We start from the raw sequence: 16,649 nt of genomic DNA on the forward strand, positions 1-16,649 counted from the left end.
ATCCACACCGGATCGGGCCCCGTCGGCATTCACTCTGGAAGGCACTGACATGCAGTTGGTGGTAGCGAAGATCGGGCGCGCGCACTCCCTGCGCGGCGAGGTCGTGCTCGACGTGCGCACCGACGACCCCGAGACGCGGCTCGCCGTGGGCGAGGTGCTCGCCACCGAACCGCCCGAGGCCGGCCCGCTCACGGTGCTGAGCCGCCGCCTGCACCAGGACCGCTGGCTCGTGAAGTTCGCCGAGGTGGCCGACCGCTCGGCCGCCGAGGCGCTGCGCGGCGTCGAGCTCGTCGTCGAGGCCGACGCGTCCGACGAGGAGGACGCCTGGTACCCGCACGAGCTGCGCGGCCTGCGCGTCGAGCTGCTCGACGGCACCGTCGTCGGGGAGGTCGTGGCGCTCGAGCACCTGCCCGCGCACGACGCGCTGCTGGTCAAGGAGACGAGCGGCGCGCGCACCCTCGTCCCGTTCGTCACCGCGATCGTGCCCGTCGTCGACGTCGCGGGCGGTCGCGTCGTCCTCGACCCGCCGGGCGGCCTGCTCGCCTCCGACGCCGCGAACCTCGTCGTCTCCGACGAGACGCGCGGGGAGGACTAGTGCGCGTCGACGTCGTCACCGTCTTCCCCGACTACCTGGCCGCCCTCGACCTGTCGCTCATCGGCAAGGCCCGCCAGGCGGGCCTGCTCGACCTGCGCGTCCACGACCTGCGCGACTGGACCACGGACCGCCACCGCACCGTGGACGACACCCCGTTCGGCGGCGGAGCGGGCATGGTCATGCGCCCGGACGTGTGGGGGACCGCCCTGGACGACGTCCTCGGCGAGGACGGGCACCTGGTGATCCCGACGCCGTCCGGCGAGGTGTTCACGCAGCGGCACGCCGAGGCGCTGGCGACCGAGCAGCACCTGGTGTTCGCGTGCGGGCGCTACGAGGGCATCGACGCGCGCGTCGCGGAGCACTACCGGGCGGCGGGCCGCCGGGTGAGCGAGCTGTCCATCGGCGACTACGTGCTCAACGGCGGCGAGGTCGCCACGCTCGTCATGGTCGAGGCCGTCGGGCGGCTGCTGCCCGGCGTCGTCGGGAACCCGGAGTCCCTCGTCGAGGAGTCGCACGGGGCGGCCGGGCTGCTGGAGTACCCCGTGTACACCAAGCCTCCCGTGTGGGACGAGCACGAGATCCCCGAGGTGCTGCTGAGCGGGCACCACGCCAAGATCGCGCGCTGGCGCCGCGACCGGGCGCTCGAGCGCACGGCCGCGCGGCGGCCGGACATGATCGCCGCGCTCGACGTCGCGGGGCTCGACAAGCACGACGTCGCGAAGCTCGCGGAGCTCGGGTGGGCCGTCGTCGACGGGGGGCTGGCGCGCGCCGCCGCGCTGTGACCCATCTCTGCCTGGGCTGATTGGGTGCCGCGGGGCGCCCTGTGGCAAGATTGTCCGTTGGTGCGCCCGCGGTCGGTTCTGCGGTTGTCGTGACATCTCTGCCACAGGGGAGACGACGTGTGCACCGGCTTCACCATCCAAAGCCTCACCCGCGCGTCCCTGCGCGGGCCTGACATGCGCCTGACCTGTGGCAGGCGGGGAGAACGATCATGCACAAGCTCGACTTCGTCGACGCGGCGTCGCTGCGCTCCGACATCCCGGACTTCCGCGCCGGTGACACCGTCAAGGTCAACGTCAAGGTCGTCGAGGGCAACCGCTCGCGCGTCCAGGCGTTCCAGGGCGTCTGCATCGGCCGCTCGGGTGGCGGCGTCCGCGAGACGTTCACCGTCCGCAAGATCAGCTTCGGCGTCGGCGTGGAGCGTACGTTCCCGCTGCACGCCCCGACGATCGACTCGCTCGAGCTCGTGACCCGCGGTGACGTGCGTCGCGCCAAGCTCTACTACCTGCGCGCGCTGCGCGGCAAGAAGGCGAAGATCAAGGAGAAGCGCGACAACACGGCTCGCTGAGCCCGTTCCGCCTCCTCACCGACGGGCGGTCCTCCTCCAGGAGGGCCGCCCGTCGGTGTTCCCGGGCCACGGCGGCGCCGGGAACGTGACCTGGGCAACCGTGACACAATCCGTCCCCGTGACCCACCCTCAGCCCGGACCCGAGCCCACGCCCACCGACGCGCGGCCCGCGCCGGCCGGGCGCCCCGGCTCGCGGGAGACCCGCCGCCGGCGGGGCGTGGGGGCCAGCCTGCTGCGCGAGACGGCGGTCATCGTGGTCAGCGCGCTCGCGCTGTCGTGGCTCATCAAGACGCTGCTGGTACAGGCCTTCCTCATCCCGAGCGGGTCCATGCACGACACGCTCGTCGAGGGGGACCGCGTGATGGTCTCGCGCCTCGTGCCGCGCGTCTTCGACCTGCACCGCGGCGACATCGTCGTGTTCAAGGACCCGGACCACTGGCTCCGGGGCTACGTGACGCCGGACCGCGGCCCTCTCGGCGACGCGATGGTCACCGCGCTCACCGCGGTGGGGCTGATGCCGCAGGACTCCGGCGAGCACCTCATCAAGCGCGTCATCGGCCTGCCCGGCGACCACGTGAGCAGCGAGGGCGGTCCCGGGGCGAAGGTGCTGGTCAACGGCGTGCCCATCACCGAGACCGCGTACATCGAACCGGGATCGATGCCCAGCGAGGTGCCGTTCGACGTCGTCGTGCCCGACGGGAAGCTGTGGGTCATGGGCGACAACCGGCAGGACTCGGCCGACTCCCGGGCGCACCAGGGCACCCCGGGCGGCGGGTTCGTGCCGGTCGACGACGTGGTGGGCACGGCGTTCGCGACGGTGTGGCCGCTGACCCGCATGACGTGGCACAGCAACCCGGGCGACGTGTTCGCGCAGGTACCCGCCCCGTGACGCCCGAGCCGGGCGCGCCCGCGCGCGCGGCCTGCGCGGGTCTGGGTGCCCCGCCGGCCGCGGGCGATGCGAGAGTGGTTCCGTGACAGAATCCGACCCCGTGACGCAGCCGCAGCCCCTGCCCGAGCCCGACGGGCACGGAACCCCCCACGACGTGGCCGGCCCGGGCAACGCCCGGCACGCGGCGGAGTCGAAGGGCGCGGGGTCGACGGGCATGGGACTGCTGCGCGAGACCGCGATCATCGTGGTCAGCGCGCTCGTGCTGTCGTGGCTCATCAAGACGCTGCTGGTCCAGGCGTTCTTCATCCCCAGCCCGTCGATGCACGACACGCTCGTCGAGGGCGACCGCGTCATGGTCTCGCGCCTCGTGCCGCGCGTGCTCGACATCCACCGCGGCGACATCGTCGTGTTCAAGGACCCGGGCGGCTGGCTCGGGACGTACGTGCCACCGGACCACGGACCCCTCGGCAACGCGGTCGTCGAGGGCCTCACGATCGTCGGCCTCATGCCGCAGGACTCCGGCGAGCACCTCATCAAGCGCGTCATCGGCGTGCCCGGCGACCACGTGACCTGCGCGGGCGGTCCCGACGCGAAGATCGAGGTCAACGGGGTGGCCATCACGGAGACCGCGTACCTCAAGCCCGGCTCGATGCCCAGCGAGACGGCGTTCGACGTCGTCGTGCCGGACGGCATGCTGTTCGTCCTCGGCGACAACCGGCAGAACTCCGCCGACTCCCGGGCCCACCTCGGCAACCCGGGCGGCGGGTTCGTGCCGGTCGACAACGTCGTCGGGACGGCGTTCGCGACCGTGTGGCCCTTCTCGCGCGCGACGTGGCACCGCAACCCGGGCGACGTGTTCGCCCAGGTGCCGGCGCCATGACCGCCGAACCCGCGGCCCGCACGGGCTCGGTGCGCCGCCCGACGCCGCCGCGCACCACCGCGGCGGCCGGACGCCGGACGCCGACGCTGCGCACCGAGCGCGCCCTCATCTCCTCGGGGGCCCGGCTGGTCGCCGGCATGGACGAGGTGGGCCGCGGCGCGCTCGCCGGGCCCGTCAGCGTGGGCGTCGTCGTCGTCGACGTCGCGACGCGCACGGCGCCCAAGGGCGTCGCCGACTCGAAGCTGCTCACGCCCGCGGCGCGCGAGGCGCTCGTGCCGCACCTCCAGCGGTGGCCCGTCGCGTGGGCGGTCGGGCACGCGGGGCCGGCCGAGATCGACGCGCACGGGATCATCGCCGCGCTGCGGCTCGCGGGGCGCCGTGCGCTCTCCCAGGTGCGCCGCGTGTGCGGCGACGTCGACGTCGTGCTGCTCGACGGCTCGCACGACTGGCTGACGCGCTCCCAGGTGGACCTGTTCGAGGCGACCGACCTCGACGTCGCGGGCGCGCCCGAGACGGACCCCGCGGTGCGGACCATGGTCAAGGCGGACCTGCAGTGCGCGTCCGTGGCCGCGGCCAGCGTGCTGGCCAAGGTGGAGCGCGACCTGCTGCTCACGCGGCTCGCGCGGCAGTACCCCGCCTACGCGTGGGACCAGAACAAGGGCTACTCGGCTCCCGCCCACCTCGAGGCGCTGCGCCGGCACGGCACGACGCCGCAGCACCGGCGCTCGTGGAACCTGCGCTCGGTCGCGGAGGGCGGGGAGCCGGTCGCCGACGCCGGGGCGTTCGCCGAGGCGGTCGTCGAGAGTCTCGACGTGCCCGTCGACGCGCCCGGCGGGGCGAACCTGCGAGGATGACACCGTGAGCGCCGAAGACCTCGAGAACTACGAGACCGAGATGGAGCTCGCGCTCTACCGCGAGTACCGCGACGTCGTGAGCCTGTTCTCGTACGTGGTGGAGACCGAGCGCCGGTTCTACCTGGCCAACCAGGTGGACCTCCAGGTGCGCTCCGCGGCGGGCGAGGTGTACTTCGAGCTGCGGCTCGGCGACGCCTGGGTGTGGGACGTCTACCGGTCCGCCCGGTTCGTGAAGTCGGTGCGCGTGGTGACGTTCAAGGACGTCAACGTCGAGGAGCTCGCGAAGGCCGACCTGGCCCTCTGACCCGGTCGCCGCCCGCGCTCCCGCGGGAGGTGGGCGACGCCCGCCTGTGGACCCGATCGGCCGTGCACAGCCGGCCCGGCCCTCCGGACCGGCGCGCCCGCGGTGCCGCCAGGCTGCCTCGCGGAGGTGGTCGCGATGGCGGCGAAGGACGACGTGGGGCGGCGGGGCGAGCAGCTCGCCGCGCAGCTCCTCATGGACGAGGGGTACACCCTGCTCGCGCGCAACTGGCGGGGGCGGGAGGGCGAGCTGGACCTGGTGGCGCTCGACGGCACCACGCTCGTGGCGGTCGAGGTCAAGACGCGCAGCAGCACGCGCTTCGGGCATCCGGCCGAGGCGGTCACGCCCGGCAAGCTCGCGCGCCTGCGGCGCCTGACGGGTCAGTGGCTCGCCGAGCACGGCCGCGAGCTGCGGCCCCGGTTCCGCGACGTGCGCATCGACGTCGTCGCCGTGATCGCGCCGCGCGACGGACGGGCCACGGTCGAGCTGCTGCGCGGGGTGTCCTGATGACGCTCGGGACCACCGCCGCGGTCGCCCTCGTGGGCCTGTCCGGGCACGTGGTCGAGGTGCAGGCGCAGCTCGCCTGGTCGGTGCCCGGGTTCGTGCTGGTCGGCCTGCCCGACACCGCGCTGAGCGAGTCGCGCGACCGCGTACGGGCCGCCGTGCTCTCCAGCCGCATCGACTGGCCGAACCGCAAGATCACCGTGAACCTCTCGCCCGCCTCGCTGCCCAAGCGCGGCTCGAGCTTCGACCTCGCGATCGCCGTCGCCGTGCTCGCCGGGGCCGGCGCGATCCCCGCCGCCGGCCTCGACCGGGTCGTCCACCTCGGCGAGCTCGGCCTCGACGGCCGGCTCCAGCCCGTCCGCGGCGTCCTGCCGATGGTCGCGTCGGCGGTCGCGGCCGGCTTCGGCGACGTCGTCGTCCCGACCGCCGACGTCGCCGAGGCGTCGCTCGTGCCCGGCGCACGGGTGCGCGGGGCGACCACCCTCGCCGACGTCGTCGCGCTGCACGGCGGGGAGCCGCCGTTCGTGCCCGACGTCGAGCCCGTGCGACCAACGCGCGCCGGCGTCGAGGGACGGCCGCCGGGGGACCTGGCCGACGTGCTCGGGCAGGACGTGCCGCGGCTCGCGCTGGAGATCGCCGCGGCGGGCGGGCACCACCTGCTGTTCACCGGGCCGCCCGGGGCGGGCAAGACGATGCTCGCCTCCCGGCTGCCCGGCATCCTGCCCGACCTCTCCGAGGCGGAGGCCGTCGAGGTCACGTCCGTGCACTCCGTCGCCGGGACGTTCGACCCGGGGGCCGGGCTCATGACGCGCCCGCCCTACGAGGACCCGCACCACACCGCCACCGCGGCGTCTGTCGTCGGGGGCGGCAGCGGGCTGCCGCGGCCCGGGGCCGCGTCGCGCGCGCACCGCGGCGTGCTCTTCCTGGACGAAGCACCCGAGTTCGGGCAGCGCGTGCTCGAGACGCTGCGCCAGCCGCTCGAGCACGGCGAGCTCGTCATCCACCGCGCGGCGGGCGCGGCCCGCTTCCCCGCGCGGTTCCAGCTCGTGCTCGCCGCCAACCCCTGCCCGTGCGGCAAGGGCGACGGCAAGGGCCTCGACTGCACGTGCACCCCGATGGCCCGCCGGCGCTACCTCGGCAAGCTGTCCGGGCCCCTGCTCGACCGCGTCGACCTGCAGGTCACGGTGCAGGCGGTCGGCAAGGACGGCATGCGCGGCGAGCCGGGGGAGTCCACGGCGGTCGTGGCCGCCCGCGTCCGCGCGGCCCGCGCGGCCACGCGCGCCCGGCTCGCCGGAACCCCCTGGACGCTCAACGCGCAGGTGCCCGGCACGTGGCTGCGCGCCCGGCTCCGCGGCCGGTGGGACGTGCTCCGGCCCGTCGACGACGCCCTCGACAGCGGCCTGCTCTCGCTGCGCGGCGCCGACCGCGTGCTCCGGCTCGCCTACACGATCGCCGACCTGGGCGGCCGCGACGAGCCCGCCCAGGCCGACGTCGGCCTCGCCCTGACGCTGCGCACCGGGAGGCTCGCATGACCACCTTGGCCTTCGACGCCGACGACCCCACGCTCGCCGCGACCGCCTGGAGCCGCCTCGCCGAGCCCGGCGACGAGACCGCCGGGGCGCTCGTGGCGCACCTGGGCGCAGCGGGAGCGCTGGCGTGGCTCGTGGACCAGCAGGGCTCCGTCCTGCTGGAGCCCGCGGCCCCCGCCCAGCGGGCGCTCGCGGCCGGGGTCGCGCGCTGGTCGCCGCGCCTGGACGGGCTCGACCCGCGGCGCGAGCTCGCCGTGCTCGAGCGCACCGGCGGCACGCTGCTGCTGCCCGACGACCACCGGTGGCCCCGCGGGCTCGACGACCTGGGGACCGCCGCGCCCTTCGCGCTGTGGGTGCGCGGCGACGCCGACCTCGCCGCCGCGTGCCACCGCTCGGTCGCCCTCGTCGGCGCCCGCGCGTCGACGTCGTACGGGGAGCACGTGACGGCGCAGCTCGCTGCGGGGCTCGTCGACCGCGGGTTCACCGTCGTCTCGGGCGGGGCGTACGGGATCGACGCCGTCGCGCACCGCGGGGCGCTCGTCGGCGGCGGGTCGACGGTCGCGGTGATGGCCGGCGGCGTCGACCGGTTCTACCCGCAGGGCAACCACGAGCTGCTGCGCCGCGTCACCGAGAACGGCGCGGTCGTCGCGGAGGTGCCGCCCGGCAGCACGCCGTTCAAGCAGCGCTTCCTGGCCCGCAACCGCGTCATCGCCGCCATGGCCCGCGCGACCGTGGTGGTCGAGGCCGCCTGGCGGTCCGGCGCCCTGTCCACGGCCCGGCGCGCGGCGGACCTGCTGCGGCCCGTCGGGGCCGTGCCGGGGCCGGTCACGTCGATGGCGTCCGGCGGGTGCCACCAGCTGCTGCGCGACGGCGTCGCGACGTGCGTCACCGACGCCGCCGAGGTCGCCGAGCTCGCCGGGGAGGTCGGCCGGGACGCCGCACCCCGCCCGGTCGGCCTGCGCAGCGCCGCCGACGGGCTCGGGGACGCCGAGCGGGCCGTGCTCGACGCGCTGCCCGCCCGGGCCGCGGCCGACGTCGCCGTGCTGTGCCGGGTCGCGGGGCGCTCCCTGCCCGAGGTGCTCGGCGCCCTCGGCGTGCTGGAGTCCCGCGGGCTGGTGCGCCCGGACGGGGGTCGGTGGCGCCGGGTCGCGGCCGGCCGAGGGTGACGGGGCGCCGCGGCGCGTGGTCCGGTGGGCGGGATCGGGCGCCGTCGGCGCGCCTGGCGGGCGCGAACCGGCGTCGTGCCTGCCTGCCCCGCGTGACCCGCGACACGGCGGGCGCCTTCGCCAGGGAAGGCGCCCGCCGCGTGCACACTGGCACGCATGGCCCCGTCACCGTCGGGCCCCGCGTCGCACCCCCGCGACGCGGCTGCCCCCACCGCCGACCTCCCGCCGCTCCCGGCGGAGCTGGCCGACGCCGTCGCGCGGTTCGGCAAGCACCTGGACGCGCAGCGGGGCCACTCGGTGCACACGCGGCGGGCGTACCTCGCCGACGTCACAGGGCTGCTGCGCTACGCCGTCCGCCACGGCGCCCGCGGGCTCGACGACGTCCAGCTGCCCGTGCTGCGCGGCTGGCTCGGCGCCCAGGCGGACCGTGGCCTCGCGCGGGCGACGCTCGCCCGCCGGGGCGCGGCGGCCCGCGCGTTCCTCCGGTGGGCGCACCACGCGGGCCTCACCGAGACCGACCCGTCCACGCGCCTCGCGAGCCCCAAGGTGCCCCGCACGCTGCCCACCGTCCTCACGCCCGACGCGGCCGCCTGCCTGCTCGACACCGCGCGCGACGTCGCGCTCGCCGCCGAGGGCGACGACCGCCCCGCCGCCCTGCGCGCCTGGGCCGCCGCCGAGCTGCTCTACGGCTCGGGGATCCGCGTCGGCGAGCTCGTCGCGGTCGACGTCCACGACGTCGACGTGCGCGAGCGGCTCGTGCGCGTGCTCGGCAAGGGCGGCAAGGAACGCGTGGTCCCGTTCGGCGTCCCCGCGGCGCGGGCGCTCACGGCCTGGATCGACGAGGGCCGGCCGGAGCTCGCCGGCGCCGCCACGGGCCCCGCCCTGCTCGTGGGGGACCGCGGCGGCCGCTGGGGCCAGCGGCAGGCGCGCGAGGCCGTCCACCGCCTCGCGGCCCGCGCGGGCGTCGACGACGTCGCTCCGCACGCCCTGCGGCACTCGGCCGCGACGCACCTGCTCCAGGGCGGCTCCGACCTGCGCAGCGTGCAGGAGGTGCTGGGTCACGCCAACCTCGCGACGACGCAGCGCTACACGCACGTCGACTCCGACCGCCTCCGGCAGGTCTACGCCCAGGCGTTCCCGCGCGCCTGAGCGCGCCGGCCACGGCCGCGCTCGGCAGACCGGGCCGCGCTGACGCGAGCTCGGTGACGCCACCGGCCACTCGTCGCTGGGACCACCGGACGACGCACCCGGCCGCCGCGCCACCCTCAGGACGGCGGCAGCAGCACGATCGGCGGCGCGACCCCGAGCAGCGAGAGCGGGTCCAGATACGTCTCGCCGCGTCGGACGCCCCAGTGCACGCACGCGTCGGCGCCGGTAGGCGGTGCGAGGGCCGCGCAGTGGTCCGGGTTGGCGTCGTCGCCGGGCGCCGCCGCGAGCACGCCCACCGGGTCCCCGGCACGCACCGCCGTGCCCCGCGGAACCGTGCCCTGCACGGGTTCCAGCGACGACCGCAGCCCGTCCGGGTGCGTCACGACGACGACCGGCTTGCCCGCGACCGACCCCGCGAAAGTCACGACGCCCGCCCCGGGCGCGACGACGACGGCCCCGCGCGCCGACCACAGGTCGACACCGCGGTGCCCTGCTTTCCACGCGTGCTCGGGCGGCTCGAACCCCCGCGCCACCTGACCCGGGGCGGGCGGGACGTACCGCGGCGTGTCGGCCCCCGCCGGCGCGGATGCCGACGCCGCCGCGGATGCCGACGCCGCCGCCGACGCCGACCAGCCCGTCAGAGACGACCCTGCCTCAGACGCTCCTGTCCCAGGCAGCACTACGTCAAGCGGCCCTGTCTCAGGCAGCCCTACTTCAAGCGGCCCAGCAGGGGAGATCCCCGCCTCAGACAGCCCGACAGGTCGCGTCGCGCCCCGGTCGGAGGCACCGGCGGGTCCTGCGCCCACGCCGCCTGCGCCCATGCCCACGGCCCCCGCGCCCCCTGCACCCGCGCCCCCCACGCCCACGGCCCCCGCCGTCGACGGCAGAGCCAGCACGGGCACCAGGGTGACCGCCCACAGGGCGGCGGCGAGCTTCGCACGAGTCGGCACGACGCCACGCTCCCAGGCCGACGCGCGGTGCCCGTGGCCGCCGGCCACGGGCGGTGCGCAACCCCGGCGAGACCTGCCCTGTGGACCGCCGTCGCGCGACCGCCGGCACAGTGACGACCGCCGCACGGGCCCCCGGCCCCCGAGGCGCCGGTCGGGCACCCGGTCAGGTAGACTTCCCGCGGCGATCGGAACGTTCGCACCCACACCCTCCCCGCCGGGCGACCGGCAGCGGGGGACAGGTGCGCCCGCCCCGGTCGACTTCGCGCGTCACGGCACGCCCCGCCCACCTCGTCCGAGGGAGCGGAGCGCGACCAGGTCGGCTGTGGTCCACGCCCTCCTCCACCCGGAGGCGGGCACGGTGCCGGGCTGGTGTGACGCCAGGGGTGCCGCCACCCGGTGGGCACCGACAACCGAGTACCGCTCGGCCTGCGGCCGAGCACGATGCGCGCGACGCCCCGGAGGATCCGGGCCCGCGCGGCGAAAGGACGTGTCATGGCCGTCGTGACCATGCGCCAGCTCCTCGAGAGCGGTGTCCACTTCGGGCACCAGACCCGCCGTTGGAACCCGAAGATGAAGCGCTTCATCTTCACCGAGCGCAACGGCATCTACATCGTCGACCTTCAGCAGTCGCTGACCTACATCGACAACGCCTACAACTTCGTCAAGGAGACGGTCGCCCACGGCGGCTCGATCCTCTTCGTCGGCACCAAGAAGCAGGCCCAGGAGCCCGTGGCCGAGCAGGCCGCGCGCGTCGGCATGCCCTACGTGAACCACCGCTGGCTCGGCGGCATGCTCACCAACTTCACCACGGTGCACAAGCGTCTCCAGCGCCTCAAGGAGCTCGAGGAGATCAACTTCGACGACGTCGCCGGCTCCGGCCTGACGAAGAAGGAGCTCCTCGTCCTGCGTCGCGAGAAGGACAAGCTCTCGCGCACGCTCGGCGGCATCCGCGACATGGCCAAGGTCCCCTCGGCCGTGTGGATCGTCGACACGAACAAGGAGCACCTCGCCGTCGACGAGGCCCGCAAGCTCAACATCCCGGTCGTCGCGATCCTCGACACCAACTGCGACCCCGACGTCGTCGACTACGCCATCCCGGGCAACGACGACGCGATCCGCTCCGTCACGCTGCTCACGCGCGTGATCGCCGACGCCGTCGCCGAGGGCCTGCTGCAGCGCCACTCCGGCAAGACCGCGGCCGCCGAGGGCGAGTCGGAGCCGCTGGCCGAGTGGGAGCGCGAGCTCCTGGCCGGCGCCGAGGCTGCCGCCGCCGAGGCGCCCGCCGCCGAGGCGCCCGCCGCCGAGACCGCCGAGGTCGAGGCCGCTGCTGTCGAGGCTCCCGTCGCCGAGACCGTCGAGGTCGAGGCTGCCGAGGGCACCGAGGCCGAGAAGTCCGAGTGAGGTGACGCGGGTCGGGATCCTTGAGGGGGTCCCGGCCCGCTCCCTTGCCGCCGCACCTTCAAGCACACAGGAGAGCGCACCATGGCGAACTACACCATCCAGGACATCAAGGACCTGCGCGCGCTGACCGGCGCGGGCATGACCGACGTCAAGAAGGCCCTCGACGAGGCCGACGGCGACCAGCAGAAGGCCGTCGAGCTCATCCGCAAGCGCGGCCTGGCCAAGGCCGCCAAGCGTGAGGGCAACGCCACCTCCGAGGGCCTCGTGGCCGTCAAGGTCGAGGACGTCGCCGCCGGTCAGGTCGCGACGCTCATCGAGCTGAACGCCGAGACCGACTTCGTCGTCAAGAACGAGAAGTTCGTCGCGCTGGCCGACCAGGTGCTCGACGCCGTGTCCGCCGCGGGTGCCGCCGACGCCGAGGCCGGCCTCGCCGCCCCCGTCGCGGGCGAGACCGTCGCCGACATCATCGCCGCCGCCGCCGGCACCCTGGGCGAGAAGATCGTCCTGGCCCGCGTGGCCCGCGTCGAGGGCCCGAAGGTCACGACCTACCTGCACCGCACCGCGAAGGACCTGCCGCCGAGCATCGGCGTCGTCGTCGTCACGGACGAGGCGGGCGAGGCCGCTGCCAAGGACGTCGCGCAGCACATCGCCGCGATGGCCCCGAAGTACCTGACGCGCGACGAGGTCCCGGCCGACGTCGTCGACAAGGAGCGCGAGATCGCCCGCGAGGTGTCGATCGCCGAGGGCAAGCCCGAGGCCGCGCTGCCGAAGATCGTCGAGGGTCGCCTCAACGGCTTCTTCAAGGAGAACGTCCTGGTCGAGCAGCCGCTCGCCAAGGACACCAAGGTGACCGTCGCCAAGCACGTCGAGGCCACGGGCGGCCAGCTCACCGGCTTCGTCCGCTTCCGCGTCGGCAACTGACGCACCCGTGCGGCCCGGCGCTACCGACTGGTAGCGCCGGGCCGCACGTGCACCCGGGCCCGGACGGCCGCGGGTGCGGCATGATCCCAGCAGCGCTCGACGACCAGGACGGTGGCGGATGACCAAGAAGACGAACGAGACGACCGGGGGCCCGCGTCGCGTCCTGCTGAAGCTGTCGGGCGAGGCGTTCGGCGGCGGCTCCGTGGGCCTCGACGCCGGCGTCGTGCGCCGCATCGCCGCCGAGATCAGCGAGGCCGTGCGCCAGGGCGTCGAGGTCGCCGTCGTCGTCGGCGGCGGGAACTTCTTCCGCGGCGCCGAGCTCTCGCACGCGGGCATGGACCGCTCCCGGGCCGACTACATGGGCATGCTCGGCACGGTCATGAACTGCCTGGCCCTCCAGGACTTCCTCGAGCAGGCCGGCACCAAGACGCGCGTGCAGACCGCCATCACGATGGGCCAGGTGGCCGAGTCGTACATCCCGCTGCGTGCGATCCGCCACCTCGAGAAGGGCCGCGTGGTCATCTTCGGCGCCGGGGCAGGCATGCCGTACTTCTCCACCGACACCGTGTCGGTGCAGCGCGCGCTCGAGGTGCGCTGCGACGAGGTGCTCATGGGCAAGAACGGCGTCGACGGCGTCTACGACTCCGACCCGCGCAAGAACCCGGACGCGACGCGCTTCGAGCACCTCACGTACGACCACGCGCTGCGCGACAACCTGCAGGTCATGGACAACACCGCCATCGCGATGTGCCGTGACAACGACGTGACCATGCGCGTCTTCGGCCTGGAGGGCGCGGGCAACGTGACGCGCGCGCTGCTGGGCGAGAAGATCGGCACACTGATGACGGCCGACGAGCCGACCAACTGACTGAGGAGCACCCCGTGATCGACGAGACCCTCTTCGAGGCCGAGGAGAAGATGGACAAGGCGATCGAGGTCGCCATGGAGGACTTCGCCGGCATCCGCACCGGGCGTGCGAATGCCGGGATGTTCAGCAAGATCACCGTGGACTACTACGGTGCCCCCACCCCGCTGCAGCAGCTGGCGTCGTTCAACATCCCCGAGGCGCGCACGGTGCTCATCTCGCCGTTCGACAAGGGCTCGATGGCCGTGATCGAGAAGGCGCTGCGCGACTCGAACCTGGGCGTCAACCCGTCCAACGACGGCAACGCCATCCGCATCGTCCTGCCCGCCCTCACCGAGGAGCGTCGGCGCGAGTACGTGAAGCTCGCGAAGACCAAGGCGGAGGACGCGAAGATCACGATCCGCAACCTGCGCCGCAAGGCCAAGGACGTGCTCGACAAGCTCGTCAAGGACGGCGACGCCGGCGAGGACGAGGTCGCGCGCGCGGAGAAGGAGCTCGAGGCCCTGACGAAGAAGCACGTCGACCAGGTCGACGTCCTTCTCGCGGGCAAGGAGAGCGAGCTGCTCGAGGTCTGATGACCGATCTCCCCGAACCCCTCCCGCCCGCGAGCAGGCGCGCGTCCGCCGAGCGCACGCCGCGGGCCGGCCGCAACCTCCCGGCGGCCATCGCCGTCGGCGTGCTCCTGCTCGTCGTGGTCGGAGCCTCCCTGTGGTTCCGCGCCGAGCCGTTCGTCGCCCTCGTGGCGGTGGCGGTCAGCGCGGGCCTGTGGGAGCTGCGCGCGGCGTTCCAGCGCCGCGGCATCCAGCTCCCGATCTGGCCGCTCGTCGTCGGCGGCGTCGGCATGGCCGTGTCCGCGCACGTCGGCGGGCCGGAGGCGCTACTCGTGTCGTACGTGCTCACGGTGGCCGCGGCCGCGCTGTGGCGCGTCCTCGACGGGCCCGGCAAGGACGCCCCGCGCGACGTCGCGGCGTCCGCGTTCGCGGCGACGTACGTGCCGTTCCTGGCCGGGTTCGTGGTGCTGCTGCTCGGGCAGCACGACGGCCGCTGGCTCGTGGCGCTGTTCATCCTGCTCGCGGTGGCGAACGACACGGGCGGGTACATCGCCGGCGTGCTGTTCGGCAAGCACCCGCTCGCGCCGACCGTCAGCCCCAAGAAGAGCTGGGAGGGCATGGCCGGCTCGGTCGTCCTGACGACGGCCGTGGGCGTCGTCGGCGCCCACCTCGTGCTCGACAAGCCGTTCCTGCCGGACGGGGGGCACCCGTTGCTGGGCTCGTCGCTCGTCCTCGGCCTCGTGCTGGGCTTCATGACGGCCGTCACAGCGACGGTGGGCGACCTGGCGGAGTCGCTGCTCAAGCGCGACCTAGACTTGAAGGACATGGGTTCGCTCCTCCCCGGGCACGGGGGCGTGCTGGACCGGGTCGACTCGATCCTCGTCACCGCACCGTTCGTCTACCTCGTCCTGTCGGTGGCCGTGTCGGGTCCCGCAGCGTAAGGAAGTCCCGCATGGCCACCACCGAGGTCCGTCCAGGAGACCAGACCAAGCCGATCGCGCTCCAGATGGCGCCGCGCCGCGTCGTCAAGGCGCCGCGGCACTTCGCCGACCTCACGCACGCCGAGCGCGTCGCGGCCGTCACGGAGCTGGGACAGCAGGGGTTCCGGGCCAAGCAGCTGGCCACGCACTACTTCGCGCACTACACCGCCGACCCCGCCGACTGGACGGACCTGCCGGCGGGCGCGCGCGACGCGCTCTCCGAGGCGCTCTTCCCGACGCTCCTGACGCAGCGCCGGACGCTCAAGGCCGACAAGGGCACCACGGTCAAGACCCTGTGGGGCCTGCACGACGGCAGCCGGATCGAGTCGGTGCTCATGCGCTACCCGCGGCGCTCCACGCTGTGCATCTCGAGCCAGGTCGGCTGCGGCATGGCGTGCCCGTTCTGCGCGACCGGGCAGCTCGGCTTCACCCGCAACCTGTCCACCGCCGAGATGCTGGAGCAGGTCCGGCTCGCCATGCGCTCGCTCGCCGTGGGCGAGATCCCGGGCGGTCCCACGCGCCTCAACAACCTCGTCTTCATGGGCGAGGGCGAGGGCCTCATCAACTACAAGGCGATCATGGCGTGCATCCGCACGCTCGTGGCCGAGGCGCCTGACGGCTTCGGCATGAGCGCCCGGAACATCACCGTCTCCACGGTCGGGCTCGTGCCGGGCATGAAGAAGCTCGCGGCCGAGGGCCTGCCGCTCACGCTCGCGCTGAGCCTGCACGCGCCCGACGACGACCTGCGCAGCGAGCTCGTGCCGATCAACACGAGGTTCAAGGTCGACGAGGCGCTCGACGCCGCCCGCGCCTACTTCGACGCGACGGGCCGCCGCGTGTCGATCGAGTACGCGCTCATCAAGGACATGAACGACCACGCCTGGCGTGCCGACCTGCTGGGCAAGAAGCTCAACGCCCGCGGCAGGGGCTGGGTGCACGTGAACCCGATCCCGCTCAACCCGACCCCCGGGTCGATCTGGACGGCGTCGGACCGTGCCGTGGAGGCCGAGTTCGTCGCTAGGCTGCGGGGGCACGGGATCCCGACGACGGTTCGGGACACCCGGGGTTCGGACATCGACGGCGCCTGCGGGCAGCTGGCCGCCGAGGAGGAGGACGAGTGAGCAGCAGCTCTCTGTTCGGCACCGTGTCGGTGCTGAAGACCGGGTACGAGAAGGACGAGGTCGACGAGTTCTTCGACCACGCCCGCCAGGCGTACGAGGGCCGCACGGCCCAGCCCCTGACGGCCGCCGAGATCCAGCAGGCGACCTTCGACCTGGTGCGCGGCGGCTATGACACGCACGAGGTGGACGCCGCGCTGGACCGTCTGGAGTCGGCGTTCGTCGCCCGGCAGCGCGCCGAGTTCGTCGGCGCCCACGGCCAGGACGCATGGATGGGCGCCCTCGCCGAGCGCGCCCGCACGCTGTACGGCCGCCTGGGCCGCCCGGACGGCGACAAGTTCGCCCCGGCGGACCGCGGCCAGCAGGGCTACGACAAGGACGATGTCGACGCGCTGTGCGACCGCCTGGTCGGCTACTTCGACCGTCAGGAGCCGCTGACGTCCGCCCAGCTGCGGTCGGCGACGTTCGCCGCCGCGCGCGGCGAGGACGCCTACGCCGAGGGCCCGGTCGACGCGTTCTTCGCGCGGGCCGTGGAGGTCCTGCTCGGCGTCGAGTGACGCCGGCGGCGTCCCCGAGAGACGTCACGAGGGCATCGCGGGTCGCTCCCGCGGTGCCCTCGTGTCGTTCCCCGGGGTCGTCCGGCGCCGC

Annotated in this window: 19 protein-coding genes; 18 read left to right on the forward strand and 1 reads right to left on the reverse strand. The window is 74.4% G+C overall.

The window, feature by feature from the left end; all coding sequences use genetic code 11:
* Window positions 1–49 precede the first annotated feature (49 nt).
* From rimM to ET471_RS11360, 11 genes are all read left to right on the forward strand, one after another.
* Entirely contained in the window at window positions 50–595 is a 546-nt protein-coding gene (gene rimM, locus ET471_RS11310) for a ribosome maturation factor RimM (RefSeq protein WP_129188403.1), read from the forward strand.
* Window positions 595–1,377 carry a tRNA (guanosine(37)-N1)-methyltransferase TrmD gene (gene trmD / locus ET471_RS11315; RefSeq protein WP_129188405.1) on the forward strand — a complete coding sequence of 261 codons (783 nt, stop codon included), beginning with the start codon at window positions 595–597 and terminating at the stop codon, window positions 1,375–1,377. Before rimM ends, trmD begins: the two co-directional genes overlap by 1 nt.
* Before the next feature lie 209 nt (window positions 1,378–1,586).
* On the forward strand, window positions 1,587–1,943 hold the full coding sequence (gene rplS / locus ET471_RS11320) for a 50S ribosomal protein L19 (RefSeq protein WP_129188407.1): 357 nt from the start codon (window positions 1,587–1,589) through the stop codon (window positions 1,941–1,943).
* A 118-nt stretch (window positions 1,944–2,061) separates the two neighbouring features.
* Entirely contained in the window at window positions 2,062–2,832 is a 771-nt protein-coding gene (gene lepB / locus ET471_RS11325) for a signal peptidase I (protein WP_242496256.1), read from the forward strand.
* Between the two features lie 82 nt (window positions 2,833–2,914).
* Window positions 2,915–3,712: a signal peptidase I gene (gene lepB / locus ET471_RS11330; protein WP_129188412.1), complete on the forward strand. Its 798-nt coding sequence runs from the start codon at window positions 2,915–2,917 to the stop codon at window positions 3,710–3,712.
* The gene (locus ET471_RS11335) at window positions 3,709–4,566 is read left to right on the forward strand and encodes a ribonuclease HII (protein ID WP_129188414.1); all 858 of its coding nucleotides are present in this window, start codon (window positions 3,709–3,711) and stop codon (window positions 4,564–4,566) included. Before lepB (ET471_RS11330) ends, ET471_RS11335 begins: the two co-directional genes overlap by 4 nt.
* Window positions 4,567–4,570: 4 nt before the next feature.
* Window positions 4,571–4,870 (forward strand): DUF2469 domain-containing protein, encoded by a 300-nt coding sequence (locus ET471_RS11340; protein ID WP_012877947.1) that lies wholly within the window; start codon window positions 4,571–4,573, stop codon window positions 4,868–4,870.
* A 135-nt stretch (window positions 4,871–5,005) separates the two neighbouring features.
* Complete coding sequence (locus tag ET471_RS11345) at window positions 5,006–5,374, forward strand: YraN family protein (RefSeq protein WP_129188416.1); 369 nt, start codon at window positions 5,006–5,008, stop codon at window positions 5,372–5,374.
* Entirely contained in the window at window positions 5,374–6,903 is a 1,530-nt protein-coding gene (locus ET471_RS11350; RefSeq protein ID WP_129188418.1) for a YifB family Mg chelatase-like AAA ATPase, read from the forward strand. Before ET471_RS11345 ends, ET471_RS11350 begins: the two co-directional genes overlap by 1 nt.
* Complete coding sequence (gene dprA / locus ET471_RS11355) at window positions 6,900–8,066, forward strand: DNA-processing protein DprA (protein ID WP_129188420.1); 1,167 nt, start codon at window positions 6,900–6,902, stop codon at window positions 8,064–8,066. Before ET471_RS11350 ends, dprA begins: the two co-directional genes overlap by 4 nt.
* 156 nt (window positions 8,067–8,222) lie before the next feature.
* Window positions 8,223–9,215, forward strand: coding sequence for a tyrosine-type recombinase/integrase (locus tag ET471_RS11360; protein WP_129188422.1), 993 nt, complete (start codon window positions 8,223–8,225; stop codon window positions 9,213–9,215).
* A 116-nt stretch (window positions 9,216–9,331) separates the two neighbouring features.
* Here ET471_RS11360 and ET471_RS11365 read toward each other — a convergent pair whose 3' ends face one another.
* Window positions 9,332–9,748, reverse strand: a complete 417-nt coding sequence (locus ET471_RS11365) for a peptidoglycan DD-metalloendopeptidase family protein (RefSeq protein WP_242496257.1) — start codon at window positions 9,746–9,748, stop codon at window positions 9,332–9,334.
* A gap of 909 nt (window positions 9,749–10,657) precedes the next feature.
* Between ET471_RS11365 and rpsB the strand changes: the two genes are divergently transcribed.
* From rpsB to ET471_RS11400, 7 genes are all read left to right on the forward strand, one after another.
* The gene (gene rpsB / locus ET471_RS11370) at window positions 10,658–11,566 is read left to right on the forward strand and encodes a 30S ribosomal protein S2 (RefSeq protein WP_129188426.1); all 909 of its coding nucleotides are present in this window, start codon (window positions 10,658–10,660) and stop codon (window positions 11,564–11,566) included.
* An 81-nt stretch (window positions 11,567–11,647) separates the two neighbouring features.
* Window positions 11,648–12,487, forward strand: coding sequence for a translation elongation factor Ts (tsf, locus tag ET471_RS11375; RefSeq protein WP_129188428.1), 840 nt, complete (start codon window positions 11,648–11,650; stop codon window positions 12,485–12,487).
* A gap of 118 nt (window positions 12,488–12,605) precedes the next feature.
* Window positions 12,606–13,355: a UMP kinase gene (pyrH, locus tag ET471_RS11380; protein ID WP_129188430.1), complete on the forward strand. Its 750-nt coding sequence runs from the start codon at window positions 12,606–12,608 to the stop codon at window positions 13,353–13,355.
* A gap of 14 nt (window positions 13,356–13,369) precedes the next feature.
* Window positions 13,370–13,927, forward strand: a complete 558-nt coding sequence (frr, locus tag ET471_RS11385) for a ribosome recycling factor (protein ID WP_129188432.1) — start codon at window positions 13,370–13,372, stop codon at window positions 13,925–13,927.
* Entirely contained in the window at window positions 13,927–14,844 is a 918-nt protein-coding gene (locus tag ET471_RS11390) for a phosphatidate cytidylyltransferase (protein WP_129188433.1), read from the forward strand. The genes frr and ET471_RS11390 overlap by 1 nt, the downstream gene beginning before the upstream one ends.
* A gap of 11 nt (window positions 14,845–14,855) precedes the next feature.
* Complete coding sequence (gene rlmN / locus ET471_RS11395) at window positions 14,856–16,004, forward strand: 23S rRNA (adenine(2503)-C(2))-methyltransferase RlmN (protein WP_129188435.1); 1,149 nt, start codon at window positions 14,856–14,858, stop codon at window positions 16,002–16,004.
* Entirely contained in the window at window positions 16,001–16,558 is a 558-nt protein-coding gene (locus ET471_RS11400; protein ID WP_242496258.1) for a DivIVA domain-containing protein, read from the forward strand. The genes rlmN and ET471_RS11400 overlap by 4 nt, the downstream gene beginning before the upstream one ends.
* Window positions 16,559–16,649: the final 91 nt, after the last annotated feature.

The sequence above is a fragment of the Xylanimonas protaetiae genome, assembly GCF_004135385.1.
Classification (GTDB): domain Bacteria; phylum Actinomycetota; class Actinomycetes; order Actinomycetales; family Cellulomonadaceae; genus Xylanimonas; species Xylanimonas protaetiae.

Bases quoted from the DNA above. Each gene is read 5' to 3' on its own strand.
- rimM (WP_129188403.1), top strand. From the start codon at position 50: ATGCAGTTGGTGGTAGCGAAGATCGGGCGCGCGCACTCCCTGCGCGGC.
- rplS (WP_129188407.1), top strand. From the start codon at position 1,587: ATGCACAAGCTCGACTTCGTCGACGCGGCGTCGCTGCGCTCCGACATC.
- ET471_RS11335 (WP_129188414.1), top strand. From the start codon at position 3,709: ATGACCGCCGAACCCGCGGCCCGCACGGGCTCGGTGCGCCGCCCGACG.
- ET471_RS11345 (WP_129188416.1), top strand. From the start codon at position 5,006: ATGGCGGCGAAGGACGACGTGGGGCGGCGGGGCGAGCAGCTCGCCGCG.
- ET471_RS11350 (WP_129188418.1), top strand. From the start codon at position 5,374: ATGACGCTCGGGACCACCGCCGCGGTCGCCCTCGTGGGCCTGTCCGGG.
- dprA (WP_129188420.1), top strand. From the start codon at position 6,900: ATGACCACCTTGGCCTTCGACGCCGACGACCCCACGCTCGCCGCGACC.
- ET471_RS11360 (WP_129188422.1), top strand. From the start codon at position 8,223: ATGGCCCCGTCACCGTCGGGCCCCGCGTCGCACCCCCGCGACGCGGCT.
- rpsB (WP_129188426.1), top strand. From the start codon at position 10,658: ATGGCCGTCGTGACCATGCGCCAGCTCCTCGAGAGCGGTGTCCACTTC.
- tsf (WP_129188428.1), top strand. From the start codon at position 11,648: ATGGCGAACTACACCATCCAGGACATCAAGGACCTGCGCGCGCTGACC.
- pyrH (WP_129188430.1), top strand. From the start codon at position 12,606: ATGACCAAGAAGACGAACGAGACGACCGGGGGCCCGCGTCGCGTCCTG.
- ET471_RS11390 (WP_129188433.1), top strand. From the start codon at position 13,927: ATGACCGATCTCCCCGAACCCCTCCCGCCCGCGAGCAGGCGCGCGTCC.
- rlmN (WP_129188435.1), top strand. From the start codon at position 14,856: ATGGCCACCACCGAGGTCCGTCCAGGAGACCAGACCAAGCCGATCGCG.